The sequence below is a fragment of the Microlunatus antarcticus genome, from assembly GCF_014193425.1.
Taxonomy (GTDB): Bacteria; Actinomycetota; Actinomycetes; order Propionibacteriales; family Propionibacteriaceae; genus Microlunatus; species Microlunatus antarcticus.
Map to the genome: position 1 here is coordinate 2,768,932 of NZ_JACHZG010000001.1, position 21,025 is coordinate 2,789,956.

Sequence of the window (21,025 nt, forward strand, 5' to 3'; positions counted from 1 at the left end):
GAACACGTACGTGCTCCCGCGGCTGCGTGTGGCAGCGTGGTAGAGCGGTCGCGGGGGTCCACCCCGCGTCCGGTCGAGAACGCAGGAGGAGCTCCGTGGAGATCAAGGTCGGCATCCAGTACGTGAACCGCGAGGTCGTCGTCGACACCGACGAGAGCGCCGCCAGCGTCGAGAAGTCCTTCTCCGACGCCGTCGAGAACGGCTCGGTGCTCACCCTCACCGACAACCGCGGCCGTCGGGTCATGATCCCGGGCGAGAAGATCGCCTACCTCGAGCTCGGCGAGGAGAACGCCCGCAAGGTCGGTTTCGGCAGCCTCTAGGAGGGTGTCGTGTGGGGGGCGACCCCCACACCCCCGCCTAGGGCTGGAGGCCGAGCCGCCGCATCCGGGCGGCGTGGTGGCCGACCAGCCGCGAGAACGTCTTGTTGACCGCGACGACGTCCACGCCCTCCGCCCCCATGAGCAGAGCCGTGAGGCCCACCCGGTCCACGGCCACCCGCTGCGCCTGGCTGAGCGCCTCCCCCACGAGCCGACGTCCCCACAGGGCGAGGCGTCCGGCCACCCGTGGGTCGGCCTCGATGCCGGCGCGCACGTGCTCGACCACGAAGTCGTCGTGGCGGGTGTCGGACAGCACGTCCTCGACCAGGGCCCGCGTCGCCGGGTCGACCGTGACCGCGACCTCGGCGTAGAAGTCGTCGGCGAAGCCGCTGCCGACGTAGACCCACATCAGCCCCTCGAGCCAGTCCTTCGGGCGCGTGTGCGCGTGGAAGTCGTCGAACGCCCGGTGGAACGGCTCCATCGCCCCCATCAGGTCGGCCCCCAGCTCGGCCAGCCGGTCCCGGACCCGTTCGAGGTGGTGGACCTGGCGGCCCGACATCGTCGCGAGGGTGACCTTGTCGGCCAGGGTCGGCGCCCCGGCCCCGTCCTGCGCGAGCCGCTCGTACGCCGTCAGGGCCCCGTACGCGATCGCCCCGAGCAGGTCGACCGTGCCGGCCCGCACCTCCTCCTCGCGCACGGTCGGGTGGCGGGCATCCTCGGGCGGCTCGATGACGTCGGACATGGGCGGCAGCCTAATGAGGGGATCGGGCAGGCCGGACGGCTAGACTCCATAGCACAGACGCCCTACCGGCGTCCCTGGCCGCCGGCCTCGGCACCGCGATCCGTTCGCGTCGTGCGGGCTCGCGCGGCCACCGCAGACGTAGACAGGCGAATACGCTGAACACGCAGACCGACACGAACACGTCCGAATCAGTCCTGGGCGACGCCGACCTCGAGACCTCCGAGATCGAGCCCGAGGAGGGCCTCGGGGCCAACTCCGGGACCGACTCCCAGACCGACACCGACACCGACATCAGCCCGACCGACGAGTCGCTCGCGGCCGCCGAGGAGGCCGACGAGGCCGAGGCCCCGCTCCCGGAGACCTTCGCCGACCTCGGCGTCGAGGGCCCGATCGTCCAGGCGCTCGAGCAGGTGGGCATCCTCCACCCCTTCCCCATCCAGGCCATGGCCATCCCGATCGCGCTCTCGGGCACCGACATGATCGGTCAGGCGCGCACCGGCACCGGCAAGACGCTGGCCTTCGGCATCGTCATGCTGCAGCGCGCGTCGGCCCCGGGCGAGGCGGGCTACGACGAGCTGGCGAAGCCGGGCGCCCCGCAGGGCCTGGTCGTCTGCCCGACCCGCGAGCTCGCCAGCCAGGTCAGCAAGGACCTCTCGACCGCGGCCGCGCTGCGCCCGATCCGGGTGCTGACCGTCTACGGCGGCGTCGGCTACGACGCGCAGCTCGACGCGCTCAAGAACGGCGTCGACGTCGTGGTCGGGACGCCGGGCCGGCTCCTCGACCTCGCCGACCGCCGTGTCCTCGACCTCTCCCACCTCAAGACGCTGGTGCTGGACGAGGCCGACGAGATGCTCGACCTGGGCTTCCTGCCCGACGTCGAGCGCCTGCTGGCCAAGACGCCCGCGTCGCGCCAGACCATGCTCTTCTCGGCCACCATGCCGTCGGCGATCGTCACGCTGGCCCGCCGGCACCTGGAGCACCCCGTCAACATCCGGGCCGAGTCCGCCGACGACGAGACGACCGTCCCCGCGACGGCGCAGTTCGTCTACCAGGCGCACATGCTCGACAAGCCCGAGGTCGTGGCCCGCATCCTGCAGGCGCAGGACCGCGGACGCGTGATGATCTTCAGCCGCACCAAGCGTTCGGCTCAGCGGCTGACCGACGACCTCGTCGAGCGCGGCTTCGAGGCCACCTCGATCCACGGCGACCTCAACCAGGTGGCCCGCGAGAAGGCGCTGAAGCGCTTCCGCGAGGGCAAGGTCGACGTCCTCGTGGCCACCGACGTCGCCGCCCGCGGCATCGACGTCACCGGGGTCACGCACGTGATCAACTACGAGTGCCCGGACGACGAGAAGACGTACGTCCACCGCATCGGCCGCACCGGCCGCGCCGGCGCCTCGGGCATCGCGATCACCTTCGTCGACTGGGCCGACCAGACGCGGTGGAAGGTGATCAACAACGCGCTCGGGCTCCCGTTCCCGGAGCCGGAGGAGACCTACTCCACCTCCGCGCACCTCTTCCACGACATGGGCATCGACCCGTCCGCCAAGGGTCGGCTCAACGAGCCCACGCCCGAGCCGCCGCGCGAGCGTGAGGCCGGCAGCCGCGACCGGGACCGTGGTCGCCGTCGCGGTGAGGACCGCGCCGAGGGCCGCGGCTCCGACGCCAAGGGCTCCAGCAGCAAGGGCGCCGACGACAAGACCGAGGGCAAGGCCGAGGGCAGGACAGAGGGCGCGGCGCCGAGCCGCAGCCGCAACCGCCGCCGGCTGCGCAACGGCGTGGTCGCCGACGAGTCGGCCGCCACGACCGACGCCGCCGAGACCCCGGTCGTCGCCGCCGCGGCCGAGCCGACCGCGACGTCGGGCGACGTCCCCGTCGTCGAGCCCACGCAGCAGGTCGAGACCTCCGACGCGGCCGAGACCGCCACGGAGGGCACCGGCGACGGGGAGGCGACCAAGCGTCGCCGCCGCCGTCGTGGGGGCCGGGGCCGCGGCCGTACGGAGCAGGGTGGCGCCGAGGCGTCGTCCGACGAGTCCGGGCCGGCTGACGCGGCGGCTCCCGAGGCGTCGTCCTCGGAGTAGTCCCGAGGGTTCGTCGAGCTCGCCCACGAAGGGTCTGGTCCGCTAGCGGGCCAGGCCCTTCGGCGTCGCGGTCACCACCACGTTGCTGTCGTAGCCGCCGTCGCCGCGGCGGTAGTCGCCGCCGCACGTGATGAGCACCAGGTGCGGGTCCCCGGTCTGGTCGAAGGCGGCGCTCCCCGTGGCGAGCGCGTCCTTCTTGATCGTCCGGATCGACGTGATCGTGTACGCGAGGTGGTGCCCGTCGGGCCCGCGCAACGTCACCGTCTCGCCCTTGGTCAGGCTCAGCAGTCGGGAGAAGAAGCCCAGCCCGTCGGTCGCGGAGTCGACGTGGCCCGCGACGACCGTGTTCCCGAAGGGGTCACCGGCCTCGGCGCTGCCGTCCCACCAGCCGACGTGCTGCACGTCCTCGGGGACCTGGAGCTCCCCGTCCCGGGTGGCCGCAGGCTGGACGGGTGCCGCGGCGCCCCCGGGCAGGACCACCCGGTCGGGCACGAACGTGATGCGGTTGCTCGCCGCTGACCGCCCGACGGCGGCCGGGGGGGCTTCCCCGTCCGGCGCCGCGGTGCTGGTGGGCGCCGGAGCCGGGGCGGGCGGCTGGGCCACGACGGCCGGGTCCGCGCCGCCGCACGCCGCCAGGGCGAGCGCGAGGGCGAGGACCGCCACCGGCCCGGCGCGCCGCGTCGTCGGGCCCGGGCGGTGGCTCAACGAGTCAGCTTGGCGAGGAAGCGGACCGCGCCGGCGGCCTCGCCGCCGGAGCCGGTGTCGACCTTCTTCGGCCGCTCGGAGCCGGACGAGCCGGTGGCCAGCACGTGGACGGCGACGTTCATCGTGTTGTTGTCGGGGTCGCCGAGGGCGTAGACGCGGTTCACGGCGCCGCCCTTGACGGTCAGGCTGACCGGGCCGAGGTAGACCGGCGAGGTCTTGCCGGTCGGGGTGATCGCCACCTTGTAGGTGGCGACCGGGACGGTGAGGTTCAGCGCCTCGCCGTTCGCGATGTTGGAGAAGAGGACCTTGCCGTTCACGCGGACGTCCGCGGCCGGCACCGTCGCGGTGTGCGCCACGACCAGCTCGGCCTTGCCGCGCGGGACGGACGAGGTGTCGTTGCGGAACACGGTGACGGTGGGCTCGGTCGACCCGCCGCCCGGCAGGTGGACCACGACGTCCCAGCTGGACCGGGCCTTGACGTCGAACTTGCGGCTCAGCAGCTCGGTCCCGGCGTCGCTGAAGGTCACCTCGCGCGACCCGGGCTTGACCTTGAACGGACCGACGACGGCCGCGGTCTTGACCCCGGACGCCACCTGCTTGCCGTCGACCTTCACGTCGACGCTACGACCCGGCAGACCCTGGACGACGTACAGGGTCGCCTCGTTGGCGGCGAAGCTCGGAGCGGCGGTCAGGCCCGCCAGTCCGAGCGTGGTGCCGAGCATCAGCACCAGGACGAGAAGCCGACGCGGCGCGCGTACGGTCATGGAAACCCCCCCGAGTTCCGGGCGTCCGTCGCACGACGACGCCCCAGCCGCACCAGGCCCCCCTGGCGCGAAGACCCGAGATTACAAGCCCGTGACGAGTGCCGCAGCCGCCCGGATAGATACGCCGCGCGTACGCAGGAATCCGGGCGTACGCGGTCCCTCACTGCGCTCAGCGCCTGGCGTCACCCCGCGGGTAGCGTGGCGATCATGACCGACGCCACCCGCCCCACCGCCGCCCTCGCCGGCACGTACGACCTCGCCGGCTACCAGGTGAACCGCATCGGCTTCGGCGCGATGCAGCTCCCCGGCCCGGGCGTGATGGGTCCGCCCAAGGACCACGACGACGCGATCGCCGTGCTGCGGCGCGCGGTCGAGCTGGGCGTCAACCACATCGACACGGCGCAGTTCTACGGCCCCGACGTCTCCAACGCGCTGATCCGCGAGGCGCTGCACCCCTACGCCGACGACCTCGCGATCGTCTCCAAGGTCGGCGCCCGCCGGGACACGAAGGGCCAGTGGCTGCCGGCTCTCACGCCCGAGGCCGTGCGCGAGGACGTCGAGGCCAACCTCCGTGCGCTCGGCACCGAGCGCCTCGCCGCCGTCAACCTGCGCCTGCAGGAGCACCCGGTGCCCGGGCAGGCCCCGCTCGAGGACCTGCTGGCGGCGATGGTCGCCATGCGCGAGGAGGGCCTGATCGCCGGCGTCGGCATCTCGACCGCCGACCACGACCAGGTCGTGCAGGCCATCGAGCAGGCCGCGGTCGTCACGGTCCAGAACGCCTACAGCCTGCTGGACCGCAGCGACGAGGCCGTGCTCCGGCTCTGCTCCGACCACGGGATCTCGTACGTGCCCTACTTCCCGCTGGGCTCCGCCTTCCCGGGGATGAAGAAGGTCGTCGACGACGCGACGGTCCAGGCCGTCGCGCAGGAGACGGACGCGACGCCGGCGCAGGTCGGGCTCGCCTGGCTGCTCGCGCACGACGAGAGCGTCCTGCTCATCCCCGGCACGTCGTCGGTCGCCCACCTCGAGCAGAACCTGGCCGTGGCCTCGGTCCAGCTCAGCGACAGCCAGCTCGCCCGGCTCGACGCGATCGCCGCGCCCTCGGAGGGGTAGCGGCGCAGGGGTCGGGGGCCTGCCAGGCCCCCGACCCTCAGCGGGCGACGCGGATGCGCTTGCGCAGCTCGTCGTACACCTCGGGGCGGGTCGTGTTCACCCCGAGGTCGTGGTCGGTCTTGCCGGTCCCGTGGTAGTCGCTGGAGCCCGTGCCCAGCACGCCGAGCCGGTCGGCCAGCGCCCGAAGCTCGGCGCGCGTCTCCGCGTCGTGGTCCTGGTGGTCCACCTCGATGCCGTCGAGCCCGTGCTGCTCGACGAGCTCGACCAGGAACGCCTCCGGCAGCAGCCCGGCCCGGCCGCGCCCCCAGGGGTGCGCGATGACGGCGACCCCGCCGGCCGCGTGCACGAGGTCGATCCCGTGGGCGACCTCGATGGCGTAGCGCCCGACGTGCGCGGGCCCGCCGTCGGCGAGGAACCGGTCGAACGCCTCCGTCCTGTCGGCGACCCAGCCCGCCGCGACCAGCGCGTCGGCGATGTGCGGACGACCCACGGAGGGTGAGGACCCGACCTGGGCCATCACCTCCTCCTCCGTCACCGGCACCCCGAGCCCGGCCAGGAGGTCCAGCACCGGACGCAGCCGCCCGGTCCGGCCCTCGCGCACCCGCACCATCTCCTCGGCCAGCGCCGCCGCCTCGGGGTCGGCCCCGAACGCCAGCAGGTGCACGCTCTGCCCCTGCCGCATGCAGGAGAGCTCGAGGCCGCGCACGACCTCGACCCCGTGCTCATGGCCGGCGGCGACCGCGCGGTCCAGCCCGTCGAACGTGTCGTGGTCGGTCAGCGCCACCACGTCGAGGCCGGCGTCGCGCGCCGCCACCACCAGCTCGGCCGGGGTGTCGGTGCCGTCGGAGACGTTGGAGTGGGTGTGGAGGTCGATCCGCATCCCCCAGACCTACCACGCACCGGACGAGCACCACCGCGACTGCGGCGTCTGGGCTCTTCTCCCCACCTGACCAGTGGTCGGTCCCGGGAGCTCCCGGAGCTGATCCGAGGTCGGGAGCGACCACTGGTCGGAAGGTGGTGTGCTGACCCGCTCGAGCGAGCAGGGCCGAAGGGTCAGTCGCCGACCAGGCCCCGGACCACGCGCAGGGCGACGGAGGCCTTCGCGAGGTCCGTCGGGCCGGTGAGGACCGACCGGAGCGTCGACCGGGCGCCGCCGGAGGCCGGGGTGGCCCGTTCCCAGGCCGCGACCAGCTCGTCCGCCGCGCGGGCCGGCTCGGCGACATCCTCCGCCGGACCCGCGGCCGCCACGACCTGGGCGGTCAGGCGGGCGTGGGCGGTGTGCAGGTCGTCGCGCAGCGCGGCCCGCGCCATGGTCGACCAGCGGTCCTCGCGCGGCAGGGCGGAGATCCGGGTCATCAGGCGGTCCAGGCCGAGGCGCTGGGCCAGCTCGAAGTGCACCCCGGCGACCAGGCTCGCGTCCATGCGCCGCTCTGCGCCGGTCGAGGGGTCCGCGACCCGCGCGGTGGTCACGGACGAGAGCGCGCTGAACGCGGTCGGCAGCGCGGCCACCCGCGCCGCGAGGTCGTCGGGCACCCCGGCCTCACGCAGGTCCGCGGCGCGCTCGGCGACCCCCTCCGCCTCGCGCTCGCCCAGCAGGCCGGGGAGCGCGTCGACGACCGTACGGACGCCGGGGCCGAGCTCGGCGACGGCAGCGGAGATGTCGAGCGGGCGGGGCCGCTCGTTCACCAGCCACCGGGTCGCGCGCTCGACGAGCGTCCGGATCGCCAGCCGCATCCGGGTCTGGGTGTCGGCAGCGACGCTGTGGTCGAGCTCGGCGACCGCCGCCTCGAGGGAGGCCGCGTCGAAGATCGTGCGCGCCGCGATGTGCGCGCGGATCAGGTCGGGCGCGCTCGCCCCCGTCTCGGTGGAGAGCCGGTGGAAGCAGGTCATCCCGGCGGTGTCGACGAACGTGTTGACCACGACGGTCGTCACGATCTCGCGGTGCAGCCGGTGCTGCTGCATCTGGGCGGTGTACGCGCCGCGCAGGGCCGGCGGGAAGTAGGTCACGAGGCGGTCCGCGAGGTCCGGCTCGTCGGGCAGGTCGCTGCGCCCGACCTCGTCGCTGAGGACGATCTTCGTGTACGCGAGCAGCACGGCGAGCTCGGGCGAGGTGAGGCCGCGGTTCTTGCCCCGGCGCGCGTCGAGCGCCTCCTCCTCGGGCAGGAACTCGATCGCCCGGTCGATCAGGCCCTGGTCCTCGAGCCGCGAGATCCACTCGCCGTGCACCCGGGCCATCGACGGGGCCTGCGCCTCCGCGTTGGCCAGCGCCAGGTTCTGCGAGACGTTGTGGGCCAGCACGAGCCCGGCCACGTCGTCGGTCATCGACGCGAGCAGCGCGTTGCGCCCCTCCGTCGTGAGCGTGCCGTCCGCGACGTCCGGCGCCAGCAGGATCTTGATGTTGACCTCGTGGTCGGAGGTGTCCACGCCCGCGGAGTTGTCGATGAAGTCGGTGTTGATCTTGCCGCCCCGGGTCGCGTACTCGATGCGGCCGAGCTGGGTCAGCCCGAGGTTGCCGCCCTCCCCCACGCAGCGCGCCCGGAGCTGGGCCCCGTTCACCCGCAGGGCGTCGTTGGCCTTGTCGCCGACGTCGGCCTCGCTCTCCGTCTCGGCCTTGACGTAGGTGCCGATGCCGCCGTTCCAGAGCAAGTCGACCGGCGCCGTGAGCGCCGCGCTGATGAGCGTCGTCGGGTCGAGCGAGGTGGCCCCGGCCGGAAGCCCCAGGGCCTGCCGGACCGGCTCGCTCACCGGGATCGACTTGAGCGTGCGCGGGTAGACCCCGCCGCCCTCGGAGATCAGGCTCGCGTCGTAGTCGGCCCAGCTCGACCGCGGCAGGGCGAAGAGCCGCTGCCGCTCGGCGAAGCTGCGGGCCGGGTCCGGCGTCGGGTCCAGGAACACGTGGCGGTGGTCGAAGGCGGCGACCAGGCGGAGGTGCTCGCTCAGCAGCATCCCGTTGCCGAAGACGTCGCCGCTCATGTCACCGATGCCGACGCAGGTGAAGTCGTCGCGGTCGGGGTCGATGCCGAGCTCGCGGAAGTGGCGGACGACCGACTCCCAGGCCCCGCGGGCGGTGATGCCCATCGCCTTGTGGTCGTAGCCGACCGAGCCGCCCGAGGCGAAGGCGTCGCCCAGCCAGAAGCCCTCCTCCAGCGCGATGGCGTTCGCGGTGTCGGAGAACGTGGCCGTCCCCTTGTCGGCGGCGACCACGAGGTACGGGTCGTCGCCGTCGTGGCGGACGACGTCGGCCGGCGGCACCACCTCGCCGCCCACCAGGTTGTCGGTCACGTCGAGCAGGCTGGTGATGAAGATCTTGTAGCAGGCGACGCCCTCGGCCAGCCAGGCGTCGCGGTCGACGGCCGGGTCCGGCAGCCAGCGCGGCACGAAGCCGCCCTTGGCCCCGGTCGGCACGATCACCGTGTTCTTGACCGTCTGCGCCTTGACCAGACCGAGCACCTCGGTGCGGAAGTCCTCCGCACGGTCGGACCAGCGCAGGCCGCCGCGGGCGACGAGGCCGAAGCGCAGGTGGACGCCCTCGACGCGCGGCGCGTGGACGAAGATCTCGAACGCCGGGCGCGGCTCGGGCAGGTCCGGCACCTCGCGCGAGCGCAGCTTGAGGGCGAGGGCGGCGCGGTCCGGGCGGTAGAAGTTCGTCCGCACCAGCGCGCGCAGCACGGCCAGGAACGAGCGGATGATCTTGTCCTGGTCGAGGCTGGAGACGTCGTCGAGCGCGTCCTCCACCGCGGCGGTCAGCACGTCGGCACGCGCCGTCCGGTCCGCCACCGAGAGCGCGAGCGCGGGGTCGAAGCGGACCGCGAAGAGGTCGAAGAGCTCCCGGGTGATCGCGGTGTTGGCGGCCAGCGCCTGCGCCATGTAGGTCTGGCTGTAGGAGACGCCGCCCTGGCGGAGGTAGTGGCCCACCGCGCGGAGCAGGCTCACCTCGCGCCAGCCGAGGCCGGCGGCCATGACCAGCCCGCAGAAGGCGTCGGACTCGGCGACCCCTTCGTACGCGGCCCGGAACGCGGCCACGAAGCGTTCGCGCCCGGCGGCGTCCCAGTCGGCGGCGACCGCCTGCGCCCCGCCCGGCACGGCCAGCCCGAAGTCGTAGATCCAGGCGCGCTCGGAGTCGCCGGCGTCGAGCTCGTACGGGCGCTCGTCGATCACGTCGACACCGAGCCGGGTCAGGTGCGGGAGGAGCTGGCTGAGCGAGAGCGACATGTCGCGGCGGAAGATCTTGAGCCGCAGGTCCGCCTCGTCCACGGGACGGCCGGGGAGCGCGTCGGGGGCGTAGAGGGCCAGGGCCATGTCGGCCCCGCTCTCCAGGTCGGTCAGCGCCGCGAGGTCCTGCCGGCCCTGCCGCGGGGTGTAGTCCTCCTTGTAGCCCTCCGGCAGCGCGCGGAGCAGCGCACCGAGCCGGTCGGCGGCCCGGGTGCCCCCGAGCAGGTCGGCGAACTCGTCGTCCCAGGTGCGCGTCGCGGCGGTGAGGTCGCGCTCGAGGGCGCGCAGGTCGATGGCCTCGTCCAGCGCGGTGGGCCGGCCCGCGGGCATCCGCACGACGACGTGCAGCCGCGCCAGGACCGCGTCGGTCACGCGCGCGCTGTCGTCGATGCTCGCCCCGCCGAGGCGCTCGAGCAGGACCTGCTCCATCTTGCGCCGCACCGTTCCGGTGTAGCGGTCGCGCGGCAGGTAGACCAGGCAGGACACGAAGCGCCCGTACGGGTCCGCGCGCACGAACATGCGCACCTGGCGACGTTCCTTGAGGTGGGCGATGCGCTCGACGGTCTCGGACAGCTCGGGCAGCGGCGTCTGGAACAGCTCGTCGCGCGGGTAGGTCTCGAGCGTGTCGACGATCGCCTTGCCGCCGTGGCTGGCGAGGTCGTAGCCGGACCCCTCGATCACGGCCAAGGCCTTCTGCCGCAGCACCGGGACCCGCATGACGCTCTCGGAGTAGGCCGTCGTGGAGAAGAGCCCGAGCAGGCGGTGCTCGCCGACCACGCGACTCTCCGCGTCGAGGCGCCGGACCCCGATGTAGTCGAGGTAGGCCGGCCGGTGGACCCGTGAGCGCGCGTTGTCCTTGGTCACGACGAGCAGCGCGGGCGGCCCGTCGAGGCGGGGCAGCGCGGAGAACGACCCGGCCGGGTCCTCGTCGCCCTGCAGGATGCCGAGACCCGTGCCCGGGACCGGCACGTAGCGGGCCTCGGCGCCGCTTCCCACGAGGTCGTAGTCGCGGGCGCCGAAGAAGGTGAAGTGGTTGCCGCTCAGCCAGTCGAGCAGCTCGCGCGCCTGGTCGGCCTCGCCACCGGCGCCGCCGAAGGAGCTCGAGGTGACCTGTTCCGCGAGCTCGGCCGAGATCGCGACGGCCCGCTCGGCCATCGCGTGCCAGTCGGCCACCGACACGCCGACGAGGTCGAGCACCTCGTGGATGCCCCGTTCGAGGTCGGCCGCGGCGGCCTCCTCCGACCCGAGCCGCGCGGGGGGCAGCAGCTCGAGGTTCATCCAGGACTCGTGCAGGGTGGCCGGCTCCCCCGCCGCCTCGGCCGAGCGCAGCAGCTGCGAGAGCCGGCCCTCGGCGTCGCGCAGGACCAGGAACTGCGGGTGGAACACCTCGCGGATGGTCCAGCCCTGACGCAGGACCTCCATCGTCACCGAGTCGACGAGGAACGGCAGGTCGTCGGTGACGACCTGGAGCACCGTCGCGCCACCCACCCCGCCCGGGCCGGCCACGCCGGTGGCGTCGTCCTGCTCGCCGAGGTCCGCCAGCGAGTCGGCGCCGGCCGGGCCGACCACCCGGACGACGTCCTGGCCGGGCTCACGCACGAGGGCCGTGCGGTAGTGGCTCTCCACCAGGGCCAGCAGGTCGTCGACCGTCCGGTCCTCGAGGTCGGCCGGGTCGACGTGGCGGAAGTAGTGCCACATGAAGGTCGACACCGCGTCCGGGTCCTGACCCAGCTCGCTCGCGACCCGCCGCCCCGCGGCGGCGACCGCCGCGATCTTGTCGGTCTTGTCCTGCTCGAGCCCGACCTCGTACGTCGTCACCACACCATCCGTCTCTGCGTCCGACGCACCGCGTCGTGCGTCACGACCACGTTAGACGGTGCCCGGCGGGCTGGTTCAATGGCCGGATGGACATCTCGACCGACCTCGACTTCGCCGCCGACCCGGCCACGGTGCACGCCATGATGCTGGACCGCAGCTATCAGGAGCAGGTGTGCGTGGCCAGCGAGGCCACCCCCTGGCAGGTCGAGATCACCCCGCCCCGCACCTGGACCTCCCGCACGCTGAAGGCGCCGGACTCGGCCGCCCGCTTCACCGGCCCCGAGCTCGTCATCCTCGAGGAGACGACCTGGGGCGAGGCCGCCCCGGACGGCTCTCGGGACGCCGACCTCGTGCTCACGGTCGACAAGCAGCCCGTGTCGCTGAAGGGCAAGCTCCGCCTCGCGCCCGGCGGCCGCGGCACCACCGTCCGCCTCGTCGGCGAGCTGAAGGTCAACGTCCCCCTGCTCGGCCGCAAGCTCGAGCAGGGCGCCGCCCCGGCCGTGCTGGCCGGGTTCCGCACGCAGCAGGCCGCTGGCGACCGCTGGCTCGCCGAGCACCAGCAGGCGTAGCCCTCCGCGACTGCGCGCAGATCGCGAACGAAGCGCGGCGTGTCGCACGATCTTCGCGCAGTCGGGCTCAGGAGACGACGTGCACGCTGCACCGGAGGCCTGGCGCCCTCGCGATCCGGGCGTCGGCGGTGACGAGGCCTCCGCCCAGACGTTCGGCGAGAGCGACGTACGACGCGTCGTACGCGGTGAGGTTCGAGCGCAGCTCCCACGCGCGTTCGGCAAGCGGCACCGCTGAGTGCCGGCTGAGGTCCATCGCTCCGAGCTGGGCGATCACCAGCGCGGCCTCGGTGTCGCTGATCCGCCCGCCCAGGAAGTGCCCGCGAAGTGCGTTGAGCACCTCGGAGTCGATCAGGAAAGGCGCGTGGAGCTCGTCCCCCCTCAGCGCGGCACGCGCCGACGCATCCTGGAGCAACGCCTGGACGAGGGCCGAGGCGTCGACGACGATCATCGTCGTGCGCGACCCTCGTCGATCGCTCGAAGTGTGTCCTCCGCCGAGATGCCGAGGCTGGGCAGCGAGTCGAAGATCTCGGCGTTCCGCGTCCGTCGAGCCGCACTCGCCAGCTCCTTGAGGACCACCGCGTTGACCGAGGATCCCTCTCGAGCCGCGAGCTGCTCCAGCCGCTCGACTACCTCGTCGGGGACGTTGCGCACGTAGAGGGTCCTCATGCTGACCATGCTAGCAACGTGCTAGCAGATCAGCCCGCCTTCGCCGCGGAACCTTCCGCCCGCCGCTTCTTCGCCGCCTCGACGGAGGCGCGGAGGGCGGCGACCAGGTCGACGACCTCGGCCTCCTGGGGCGCTTCGGACTGCTCGGGCACGGGGACGCCGGCGGCCTTGCTCCGCACGACCTCCTCGAGCGCCTCGCGGTACGCGTCGGTGTACTCCTCCGGAGCGAAGTCGCCAGACAGCGCCTCGATGAACGACTGCGCCATGGTCACCTCGGCGTCGGAGACCGAGACCGTCTCGGGCGGCGCGGCGAACTGGCCGTCGCGCAGCTCGTCAGGCCAGAGCATCGTGTGCATCACCAGCAGGCCGTCGCGCGGGCGTACGAGGGCCAGGGCCTCGCGGGACCGCAGCGCGACCTTGACCAGGGCGCACTGCCCCGTCTTGACCAGCGCGTCGCGCAGGAGGACGTACGGCTTGGTGCCCGGCCCGTCGGCCTGCAGGAAGTAGGTCTTGTTGAAGTACGTCGGGTCGACATCCTCCTCGGCCACGAACTGCACGACCTCGACGGCCTTGGTCGTCGCCAGCGGGAGCGCGTCGAAGTCCTCCTTCTCGAGGATGACCATGCGCCCGTCCGCCAGCTCGTAGCCCTTGGCGATCTCGGCGTACGGGACCTCCTCGCCGTCGATCTCGCAGACGCGGCGGTACTTGATCCGGCCCCCGTCCGCCGAGTGGACCTGACGGAACGCGATGTCCTTCTCCTCCGTGGCGGAGTAGAGCTTCACCGGGATGGTGACCAGTCCGAAGGAGATGGCACCCTTCCAGATCGAGCGAGGCATGCGACCAGTGTCCTCTGTGCCCTGCGCTTGTCGAGGGGAGCGCTGCTCAGCCGGCGGCTGGGCCGTAGGTCAGGTGGACGACGCCGTTCTCGTACGCGGTCGAGCCGAGCAGCGCGAGCGTCGCCCGCGCGCCCCCGGGCGGGAACAGGTACGGCCCCTCGCCGAGCCCCACGGGGTAGACGAAGAGGTGGAGCTCGTCGACGAGCCCGTCGGCGATCAGGGAGCGGACGAGCGTCCCGCTGCCGCTGACGTAGAGGTCGCCGTCGACCTCGTCCTTGAGCTGGGCGATCCGGATCGCGTCGTACGGGAGCACGGTCGCCGGGCCCCACGTCGGCTCGGTCAGCGTGCTCGACACCACGTACTTGCGGGTGTCGTTGAAGAACGGGGCGCCCGGGTCGTCCTCGACCGTGCGCTGCGACCACGCGGGCCCGAACATCTCGTACGTCGCCCGGCCGAGCAGGATCCCCGAGGCCGCCCCGGTCAGCGCGCCCGTCTCGGTGATCTGCTCCGGCGTGAACGGGAAGTCCATCGTCCACATCGGCACCCCGACAGACCCGTCGAGCGTCGTGAACTCGTGCACCTTGATCTTGCCCATGAACCGGCTCCTGTCGTGGTCGCCGGTCGGATGCTCCCGCCCGGCGTGGTGCTCTGACCGCACGACCGCGCCGATCTCATCGGCCCGGCCCGGCCTGACCCGTCAGCCCGCGGACGCGTCGAGCTCCGCCGGGGCGTACCAGAGGAGGTCCCAGCGGTCGACGAGACCGACGAACTCCTCGTCGTCGGCGACGTCGGCGAGGGAACGGCCGGCGACCAGGGCCCGCGCGGCGTCGAGGTCGGGTGAGGCGTCGGGCTCGTCGGCGAACACGGCCGACACCTGCGCCCAGGTCAGGCCGTGGAGCTGGACCTGGCCGAACTCGCTGCCGGAGGCCTGGACCTGCCCGCCGCCGACGTCGACGGCGAGGACCGTGCGCAGCCCGGGCCCGGTGAGCAGGGCCCCGAGCCCGGCGTAGCCGAGGGCGACGAAGCCGGCCTCCTCCTCGTCGGTGGGGCCGAGACCGTGAGCCGCCTGCAGCGCGGGGCCGGGGGCGTACGCGACGAGGTCGCCGAGGTCGTCCCCGGAACGCAGGGCGGTCGCCTGCTCGCGGGAGACGGGGACGAAGGCGGCGACGCCGTCGAGGCTGGGGGTGCTCATGACCGCCGCACACTAGCGCGCCGACGGGCGGCCTCGGCCCGGGCGGCGGCCTTCGACGCTGCCGCACGCCGTGCGGCCGGCGAGGCGGCCCGCGTCGGCTGGCGGCGCCCGACCTGGTCGGTGGTGTCCAGCAGGTCGCCGACCGCGTCGTCGAGGCACTGGACGAGGACGTCGAGGTCGTCGATCGCCTCCCGGTCGGCGGTGAGGCCGAAGAACACGCCCCCGTCGTACGAGGTGACGCCGACGGCGAGCAGGTGCCCGGCGCTGAGCGGCACGACCGGGAACGTCTCCGTCATCCGCGCGCCCCCGGCGAAGAGCGGCAGCTGCGGGCCGGGGACGTTGGTGACCAGCACGTCGTGCGGGCGGCGGACCGTCTCCGCGGCCACGCGCACCCCGAGGACGTGCAGCGTGGCCGGGGCGAAGCCGGCGATGTCGGTGAGCGTCCGCGCGTCGACGGCCCGCCCGCTGTCGCGGTGGGCCTTCGTGGAGTAGGCGACCTGGTGCAGGCGCACCAGCGCGTTCGGCTCGCCCACGGGCAGGTCCTGCAGGTGGGGCGCGACCTGCACGCCGAGCGAGGAGGTCCCGGCCTCGTCCTCGAGCACGCTCATGGGCACGAGCGCACGGAGGGTCCGCCGGCTCTGGCCGACCCCGCCCCGGGTCATCAGCCAGGAACGGAGCCCTCCGGCCACCACCGCGAGGACCACGTCGTTCACCGTGTGGCCGTGCGCCTCGTGGACGGCCTGCAGGTCGGCGAGCGGGACCCGCAGGGTGGCGAAGCGGCGCGACGGCGACACCGTCCCCGCGAGGGGCGAGCCGGCGGGCGGGCGGCCGCCGCGGAGCGCGTCGCCGGCCATGTCGCCCAGGCTCGTGCCGAGGGTGCCGCCGACCACCTCGCCCACGGCCAGGGCGATCCCGAGCGCACCGGTGACGAGGCCGCGGAGGTTGTCGACGGCGCGGACCGGGTCCTGCGCGCTCTCCCAGAGGGCGCCGACGACGAGGTCGGTGGGGCCGGGCTCCAGGGCCGGGTTCCAGGCGCCCGGCGCGCCGAGCGCGGAGGACTCCTCGTCGGCGTCGAGCAGCACCTGGGCGAGGTCGACGGTGTCGCCGCCGTCGACGAGGGCGAGGTGGGCCTTCTCGACCACGGCCATCCGGCCGCCCTCGAGCCCCTCGACGACGTGGACCTCCCACAGCGGCCGCGAACGGTCGAGGCGGCGTGACAGCAGCTGGCCGACGAGCTCGCGCAGCTGGTCGGGCGTCCCCGGCCGCGGCAGGGCCGCCGGGCGGACGTGGAAGGAGAGGTCGAAGTCCTCGTCGTCCACCCACACCGGGGCGGCCAGCCGACCGGGCACGGCGACGACGCGCTGGCGGTAGCGCGGCACGTACGCGAGGCGGCTCTCGATCAGCGCACCGATGGTCTCGTGGTCGATCTCCCCGCTCTCGGGGGTCGGCTCGAGCACGGTCACCGTGCCGACGTGCCCGGGCGTGCGGGAGGTGTCGAGCGCGAGGAGCGAGACCTCGAGGGGGGTCAGACGCTGAGGCACGCGACCACCGTACGGCGGCCCGCCGCGCGGGAGGCGTCCGCCGCCCGGGAATCCGGCGCCCGACCGGGCCCACTCCGTATCCTGGGAAGTCGGGTGCCGTCCCGAGCGCCTGCACAACCTCAGGGGAACCGTGAGCAAGACCGTCGACCACCGCCCGGACGCGAGCGCAGCCCTCACTGCGCTCATGCGCGAGCGCGTGGTGGTCATGGACGGCGCCATGGGCACGCTGCTGCAGGAGCAGGGGCTGGGCGAGGCCGACTTCCGCGGGGAGCGCTTCGCCGACTGGCCGAGCGACGTGCAGGGCAACAACGACCTGCTCAACCTCACCCAGCCGGCGCTGATCGAGAGCCTGCACAGCCGTTACCTCGACGCCGGCGCCGACCTGCTCGAGACCAACACGTTCAACGCCCAGCGGATCTCGCTCGCCGACTACGGCATGAGCGACCTGGCGTACGAGGTGAACCTCGCGGCGGCGCAGATCGCCCGGCGGGCCTGCGACGCGGCCGAGGCGCGCGACCCCGGCCGGCCGCGCTGGGTGCTCGGCGCGATCGGCCCGACCAACCGGACGGCGTCCATCTCGCCGGACGTGAACGACCCCGGCGCCCGCAACACCACCTTCGACGACCTCGTCGAGGCCTACCTCGAGCAGGCCCAGGGCCTCGTCGACGGCGGCGCCGACGCGTTGATCATCGAGACGATCTTCGACACGCTCAACGCCCGCGCGTCGATCTTCGCCGTCGAGACGCTCTTCGAGCGCCAGGACCGGCGCTGGCCGGTGATCATCTCCGGGACGATCACCGACGCGTCCGGCCGCACGCTGTCGGGCCAGGTGACCGAGGCGTTCTGGAACTCGGTCCGCCACGCCCGCCCCCTCGCCGTCGGCCTCAACTGCGCGCTGGGCGCGGCCGACCTGCGTCCGTACGTCGCCGAGCTCGCGCGGATCGCCGACACGTTCGTGTCGACGCACCCCAACGCGGGCCTGCCGAACGCGTTCGGCGAGTACGACGAGTCGCCCGAGGACCTGGCGCGCGTGCTGGGCGAGTTCGCGCACTCCGGGCTCGTCAACATCGTCGGCGGCTGCTGCGGCACGACGCCCGACCACATCGCCGCGCTCGCCGACGCGGTGGCGCCGTCGACGGCAGGCCTCGTGCTGCGCGAGCCGGTCGAGGTCCAGCCGGCGCTGCGGCTGTCGGGGCTCGAGCCGCTGACGGTGACCGAGGACTCGCTCTTCGTCAACATCGGCGAGCGGACGAACATCACCGGGTCAGCCCGCTTCCGGAACCTGATCAAGGCCGGTGACTACCCCACCGCGCTCGAGGTCGCTCGCCAGCAGGTCGAGGCCGGCGCGCAGGTGATCGACATCAACATGGACGAGGGCATGATCGACGGCGTCGCCGCGATGGAGCGCTTCACGCGCCTCGTCGCGACCGAGCCCGACATCTGCCGCGTCCCGGTCATGATCGACTCCTCCAAGTGGGAGGTCGTCGAGGCCGGCCTCAAGGCGCTGCAGGGCAAGCCGATCATCAACTCGATCTCGCTGAAGGAGGGCGTCGAGCCGTTCCTCGAGCACGCCCAGCTGGCGCGTCGGCACGGAGCCGCCGTCGTCGTCATGGCCTTCGACGAGGACGGCCAGGCCGACACCCTCGAGCGGCGCCAGGACGTGTGCCAGCGGGCGTACGACCTCCTCGTCGACCAGGTCGGATTCCCGCCGAACGACATCATCTTCGACCCGAACGTCTTCGCCCTGGCCACGGGGATCGAGGAGCATCAGAACTACGGCGTGGACTTCATCGAGGCCGTCCGCTGGATCAAGAAGAGCCTGCCTGGGGCGCTCGTGTCGGGTGGGATCTCGAACGTCTCCTTCTCCTTCCGGGGCAACAACCCGGTCCGCGAGGCGATCCACGCCGTGTTCCTCTTCCACGCCATCGAGGCGGGCCTCGACATGGGCATCGTCAACGCCGGGGCGCTCGTGGTCTACGACGACATCGAGCCGGACCTGCGCGAGCGCATCACCGACGTGGTGCTCAACCGCCGCGCCGACGCGACCGAGCGGCTGCTCGAGGTGGCCTCCGAGCACAACCGGGCGGCGTCCGGGGAGGTCACCGAGCAGGAGTGGCGCGGGCTGCCCGTACGGGACCGCATCACCCACGCGCTGGTCCAGGGCATCGACGCCTGGGTCGTCGAGGACACCGAGGAGCTGCGCCTCGAGCTCGTCGGGTCGGGCGGGCGTCCGCTGGACGTCATCGAGGGCCCGCTGATGGACGGCATGGGCAAGGTCGGCGACCTCTTCGGCGCCGGGAAGATGTTCCTGCCGCAGGTCGTGAAGTCAGCGCGCGTCATGAAGAGGGCCGTCGCGCACCTGGTCCCCTTCATCGACGCCGAACGCTTGCCGGGCGAGACGACGACCAAGGGCAAGGTCGTCATGGCCACGGTCAAGGGCGACGTCCACGACATCGGCAAGAACATCGTCGGCGTGGTCCTGCAGTGCAACAACTACGACGTCGTCGACCTCGGGGTCATGGTCCCGGGGCAGAAGATCCTCGACGTCGCCCGCACCGAGCACGCCGACCTCATCGGCGTCTCCGGGCTGATCACCCCCTCGCTCGACGAGATGGTCAACCTGGCGAAGGAGATGGAGCGCCAGGGCTTCACCATCCCGCTGCTGCTGGGCGGCGCGACCACCTCTCGCGCCCACACGGCCGTCAAGGTCGCCCCCGCGTACTCCGGCCCGGTCGTCTGGGTCAAGGACGCGTCGCGGTCCGTGCCGACCGTCGCCTCGCTGCTGTCGGACGAGCGTCGCCCGGCGCTGCTCGAGTCGGTCGCCGCCGACTACGCCTCGCTGCGCGAGCGCCACGGGGCCAAGCGGACCGACCGACCGCTGCGCTCGTTCGCGCAGGCGAAGGTGCACGCGACCCCGATCGCCTGGACCGGCCACCGGCCGCCGCGCCCGCGGATGCTGCTGCAGCAGGCGCGCGACCAGCACACGTCCGAGGAGCCCACCGGCCAGCACCCGGCGGCGTCGTTCACGCGGACGTTCGACGACTACGACCTCGACGAGCTGCGCGGCTACATCGACTGGAGCCCGTTCTTCGGCGCGTGGGAGATGCGCGGGCGGTTCCCGGACCTGCTGCACAACCCGGCCACGGCGACGGTGGCGCGCAAGCTCTACGAGGACGCGCAGCGGATGCTCGACCGGCTGTCGAAGGAGAAGTGGCTGCGGGCGGCGGGCACGTTCGGGCTCTTCCCGGCCGCCTCGGTCGGCGACGACCTGGAGGTCTACACGGACGAGTCGCGGACGTCCGTCCGGACGACGCTGCACCACCTGCGCCAGCAGGGCCAGCACCGCGAGGGCATCCCGAACCGTTCGTTGGCCGACTTCGTGGCGCCGAGGGGCAGCGGCGTGCCCGACTACGTCGGCGCGTTCGCGGTGACGGCTGGGCACGGTTCCGCGGAGCACGTCGCCGCGTTCAAGGCCGACCTCGACGACTACTCGGCGATCCTGCTCGAGTCGCTGGCCGACCGCCTCGCCGAGGCCTTCGCCGAGCGGCTGCACCAGCGCGTCCGCCGCGAGTTCTGGGGCTACGCGCCCGACGAGCAGCTCGGCGGCGACGACCTGATCGCCGAGCGCTACTCGGGCATCCGGCCCGCACCGGGCTACCCGGCCTGCCCCGACCACACCGAGAAGGCCCTGCTGTGGGACCTGCTCGACGTCGAGGCCCAGGTGGGGATCTCGCTCACCGAGTCCATGGCGATGTGGCCGGGCGCGGCGGTCAGCGGCTGGTACTTCTCCCACCCGCAGAGCCAGTACTTCGTCGTCGGCCGGCTGGGCCGCGACCAGGTGTCGGAGTACGCGACGCGCAAGGGCTGGACGCTGTCCGAGGCCGAGCGGTGGCTCGCGCCGAACCTCGACTACATCCCCGAGGACTGAGGGCGCGGTGGGACCGGTCGGCTACCGCGTACGGGGTGCGGTGGACGACGTGGCCCTGTCGGCGCTGCACGACGCGGCGTTCGGCGGGCGAGGACCGGTGCTGCCCTGGAACGCCCGCCTGCACCGGAACAGCCTGAGCTGGGTCGAGGCGTACGCGGACGGACACCTCGTCGGCTTCGTCAACGTCGCATGGGACGGCGGGACGCACGCGTTCCTGCTCGACACCTGCGTGGCGCCGGACCGGCAGGGCCAGGGCGTGGGCGTCGAGCTCGTGCGGCGGGCGACAGAGGCGGCCCGCGGGACCGGCTGCACCTGGCTGCACGTGGACTGCGAGCCCCGCCTGGAGACCTTCTACGTCCGCTGCGGGTTCTCCCCCACCCCGGCGGGCCTGCTCCGCCTCTGACCGGCCTCTCCTGATCTGTGGGCGTGAGCCAAGATCTCGACCAGCGAACCCGCGCCCAGCAGCACCGACAACAGGTCATCGCGGCCTCGATTGGCAACACCGCGTGCAGCGAGGTACGGATGACGTTCCGCATCTCGA

Annotated in this window: 18 protein-coding genes; 6 read left to right on the forward strand and 12 right to left on the reverse strand. The window is 73.1% G+C overall.

Features of this window, described 5'->3' with window-relative positions; all coding sequences use genetic code 11:
- Window positions 1-95 precede the first annotated feature (95 nt).
- The gene (locus FHX39_RS12920; protein ID WP_183339023.1) at window positions 96-320 is read left to right on the forward strand and encodes a DUF3107 domain-containing protein; all 225 of its coding nucleotides are present in this window, start codon (window positions 96-98) and stop codon (window positions 318-320) included.
- A 37-nt stretch (window positions 321-357) separates the two neighbouring features.
- Here FHX39_RS12920 and FHX39_RS12925 read toward each other — a convergent pair whose 3' ends face one another.
- Window positions 358-1,059, reverse strand: coding sequence for a ferritin-like fold-containing protein (locus FHX39_RS12925; RefSeq protein ID WP_183339025.1), 702 nt, complete (start codon window positions 1,057-1,059; stop codon window positions 358-360).
- 188 nt (window positions 1,060-1,247) lie between these two features.
- Window positions 1,248-1,484 (reverse strand): hypothetical protein, encoded by a 237-nt coding sequence (locus FHX39_RS22435; RefSeq protein WP_232530626.1) that lies wholly within the window; start codon window positions 1,482-1,484, stop codon window positions 1,248-1,250.
- 18 nt (window positions 1,485-1,502) lie between these two features.
- Between FHX39_RS22435 and FHX39_RS22165 the strand changes: the two genes are divergently transcribed.
- Window positions 1,503-3,140, forward strand: a complete 1,638-nt coding sequence (locus FHX39_RS22165) for a DEAD/DEAH box helicase (protein WP_408631489.1) — start codon at window positions 1,503-1,505, stop codon at window positions 3,138-3,140.
- Window positions 3,141-3,182: 42 nt separating this feature from the next.
- Here FHX39_RS22165 and FHX39_RS12935 read toward each other — a convergent pair whose 3' ends face one another.
- Together FHX39_RS12935 and FHX39_RS12940 are read right to left on the reverse strand one after the other, a co-directional pair.
- Window positions 3,183-3,845 carry a class F sortase gene (locus tag FHX39_RS12935; RefSeq protein WP_232530627.1) on the reverse strand — a complete coding sequence of 221 codons (663 nt, stop codon included), beginning with the start codon at window positions 3,843-3,845 and terminating at the stop codon, window positions 3,183-3,185.
- On the reverse strand, window positions 3,842-4,609 hold the full coding sequence (locus FHX39_RS12940) for a DUF4397 domain-containing protein (protein WP_183339027.1): 768 nt from the start codon (window positions 4,607-4,609) through the stop codon (window positions 3,842-3,844). Before FHX39_RS12940 ends, FHX39_RS12935 begins: the two co-directional genes overlap by 4 nt.
- 207 nt (window positions 4,610-4,816) lie before the next feature.
- Between FHX39_RS12940 and FHX39_RS12945 the strand changes: the two genes are divergently transcribed.
- The gene (locus FHX39_RS12945; RefSeq protein ID WP_183339029.1) at window positions 4,817-5,722 is read left to right on the forward strand and encodes an oxidoreductase; all 906 of its coding nucleotides are present in this window, start codon (window positions 4,817-4,819) and stop codon (window positions 5,720-5,722) included.
- 37 nt (window positions 5,723-5,759) lie between these two features.
- Here FHX39_RS12945 and FHX39_RS12950 read toward each other — a convergent pair whose 3' ends face one another.
- Together FHX39_RS12950 and FHX39_RS12955 are read right to left on the reverse strand one after the other, a co-directional pair.
- On the reverse strand, window positions 5,760-6,602 hold the full coding sequence (locus FHX39_RS12950) for a PHP domain-containing protein (RefSeq protein WP_183339031.1): 843 nt from the start codon (window positions 6,600-6,602) through the stop codon (window positions 5,760-5,762).
- 173 nt (window positions 6,603-6,775) lie between these two features.
- Complete coding sequence (locus FHX39_RS12955; protein ID WP_183339033.1) at window positions 6,776-11,752, reverse strand: NAD-glutamate dehydrogenase; 4,977 nt, start codon at window positions 11,750-11,752, stop codon at window positions 6,776-6,778.
- Between the two features lie 86 nt (window positions 11,753-11,838).
- On the opposite strand from FHX39_RS12955, the gene FHX39_RS12960 reads away from it, so the two are divergent.
- Window positions 11,839-12,321 carry a DUF2505 domain-containing protein gene (locus tag FHX39_RS12960; protein ID WP_183339035.1) on the forward strand — a complete coding sequence of 161 codons (483 nt, stop codon included), beginning with the start codon at window positions 11,839-11,841 and terminating at the stop codon, window positions 12,319-12,321.
- A 67-nt stretch (window positions 12,322-12,388) separates the two neighbouring features.
- On the opposite strand, the gene FHX39_RS12965 is transcribed toward FHX39_RS12960, so the two are convergent.
- From FHX39_RS12965 to FHX39_RS12990, 6 genes are all read right to left on the reverse strand, one after another.
- Entirely contained in the window at window positions 12,389-12,769 is a 381-nt protein-coding gene (locus tag FHX39_RS12965) for a type II toxin-antitoxin system VapC family toxin (RefSeq protein ID WP_183339037.1), read from the reverse strand.
- The gene (locus tag FHX39_RS12970; protein ID WP_183339039.1) at window positions 12,766-12,987 is read right to left on the reverse strand and encodes a FitA-like ribbon-helix-helix domain-containing protein; all 222 of its coding nucleotides are present in this window, start codon (window positions 12,985-12,987) and stop codon (window positions 12,766-12,768) included. Before FHX39_RS12970 ends, FHX39_RS12965 begins: the two co-directional genes overlap by 4 nt.
- A 29-nt stretch (window positions 12,988-13,016) precedes the next feature.
- Entirely contained in the window at window positions 13,017-13,823 is an 807-nt protein-coding gene (gene ku, locus FHX39_RS12975; protein WP_183339042.1) for a non-homologous end joining protein Ku, read from the reverse strand.
- A 46-nt stretch (window positions 13,824-13,869) separates the two neighbouring features.
- Window positions 13,870-14,418 carry a dihydrofolate reductase family protein gene (locus FHX39_RS12980; protein WP_183339044.1) on the reverse strand — a complete coding sequence of 183 codons (549 nt, stop codon included), beginning with the start codon at window positions 14,416-14,418 and terminating at the stop codon, window positions 13,870-13,872.
- A gap of 102 nt (window positions 14,419-14,520) precedes the next feature.
- Window positions 14,521-15,015, reverse strand: coding sequence for a helix-turn-helix domain-containing protein (locus FHX39_RS12985; protein WP_183339046.1), 495 nt, complete (start codon window positions 15,013-15,015; stop codon window positions 14,521-14,523).
- Entirely contained in the window at window positions 15,012-16,556 is a 1,545-nt protein-coding gene (locus FHX39_RS12990) for a WS/DGAT/MGAT family O-acyltransferase (RefSeq protein WP_183339048.1), read from the reverse strand. Before FHX39_RS12990 ends, FHX39_RS12985 begins: the two co-directional genes overlap by 4 nt.
- Window positions 16,557-16,686: 130 nt before the next feature.
- Here FHX39_RS12990 and metH point away from each other — a divergent pair, with 130 nt between their 5' ends.
- Together metH and FHX39_RS13000 are read left to right on the forward strand one after the other, a co-directional pair.
- Entirely contained in the window at window positions 16,687-20,484 is a 3,798-nt protein-coding gene (gene metH, locus FHX39_RS12995) for a methionine synthase (RefSeq protein ID WP_183339050.1), read from the forward strand.
- A gap of 7 nt (window positions 20,485-20,491) precedes the next feature.
- Window positions 20,492-20,887, forward strand: coding sequence for a GNAT family N-acetyltransferase (locus FHX39_RS13000; RefSeq protein ID WP_183339052.1), 396 nt, complete (start codon window positions 20,492-20,494; stop codon window positions 20,885-20,887).
- Window positions 20,888-21,025 lie beyond the last annotated feature (138 nt).

What these genes read in the sequence shown, in the direction of transcription:
- FHX39_RS12925 (WP_183339025.1), bottom strand. Translation starts at nt 1,059, where the DNA reads ATGTCCGACGTCATCGAGCCGCCCGAGGATGCCCGCCACCCGACCGTG.
- FHX39_RS22165 (WP_408631489.1), top strand. Translation starts at nt 1,503, where the DNA reads ATGGCCATCCCGATCGCGCTCTCGGGCACCGACATGATCGGTCAGGCG.
- FHX39_RS12940 (WP_183339027.1), bottom strand. Translation starts at nt 4,609, where the DNA reads ATGACCGTACGCGCGCCGCGTCGGCTTCTCGTCCTGGTGCTGATGCTC.
- FHX39_RS12945 (WP_183339029.1), top strand. Translation starts at nt 4,817, where the DNA reads ATGACCGACGCCACCCGCCCCACCGCCGCCCTCGCCGGCACGTACGAC.
- FHX39_RS12950 (WP_183339031.1), bottom strand. Translation starts at nt 6,602, where the DNA reads ATGCGGATCGACCTCCACACCCACTCCAACGTCTCCGACGGCACCGAC.
- FHX39_RS12960 (WP_183339035.1), top strand. Translation starts at nt 11,839, where the DNA reads ATGGACATCTCGACCGACCTCGACTTCGCCGCCGACCCGGCCACGGTG.
- FHX39_RS12965 (WP_183339037.1), bottom strand. Translation starts at nt 12,769, where the DNA reads ATGATCGTCGTCGACGCCTCGGCCCTCGTCCAGGCGTTGCTCCAGGAT.
- FHX39_RS12970 (WP_183339039.1), bottom strand. Translation starts at nt 12,987, where the DNA reads ATGAGGACCCTCTACGTGCGCAACGTCCCCGACGAGGTAGTCGAGCGG.
- ku (WP_183339042.1), bottom strand. Translation starts at nt 13,823, where the DNA reads ATGCCTCGCTCGATCTGGAAGGGTGCCATCTCCTTCGGACTGGTCACC.
- FHX39_RS12980 (WP_183339044.1), bottom strand. Translation starts at nt 14,418, where the DNA reads ATGGGCAAGATCAAGGTGCACGAGTTCACGACGCTCGACGGGTCTGTC.
- FHX39_RS12985 (WP_183339046.1), bottom strand. Translation starts at nt 15,015, where the DNA reads ATGAGCACCCCCAGCCTCGACGGCGTCGCCGCCTTCGTCCCCGTCTCC.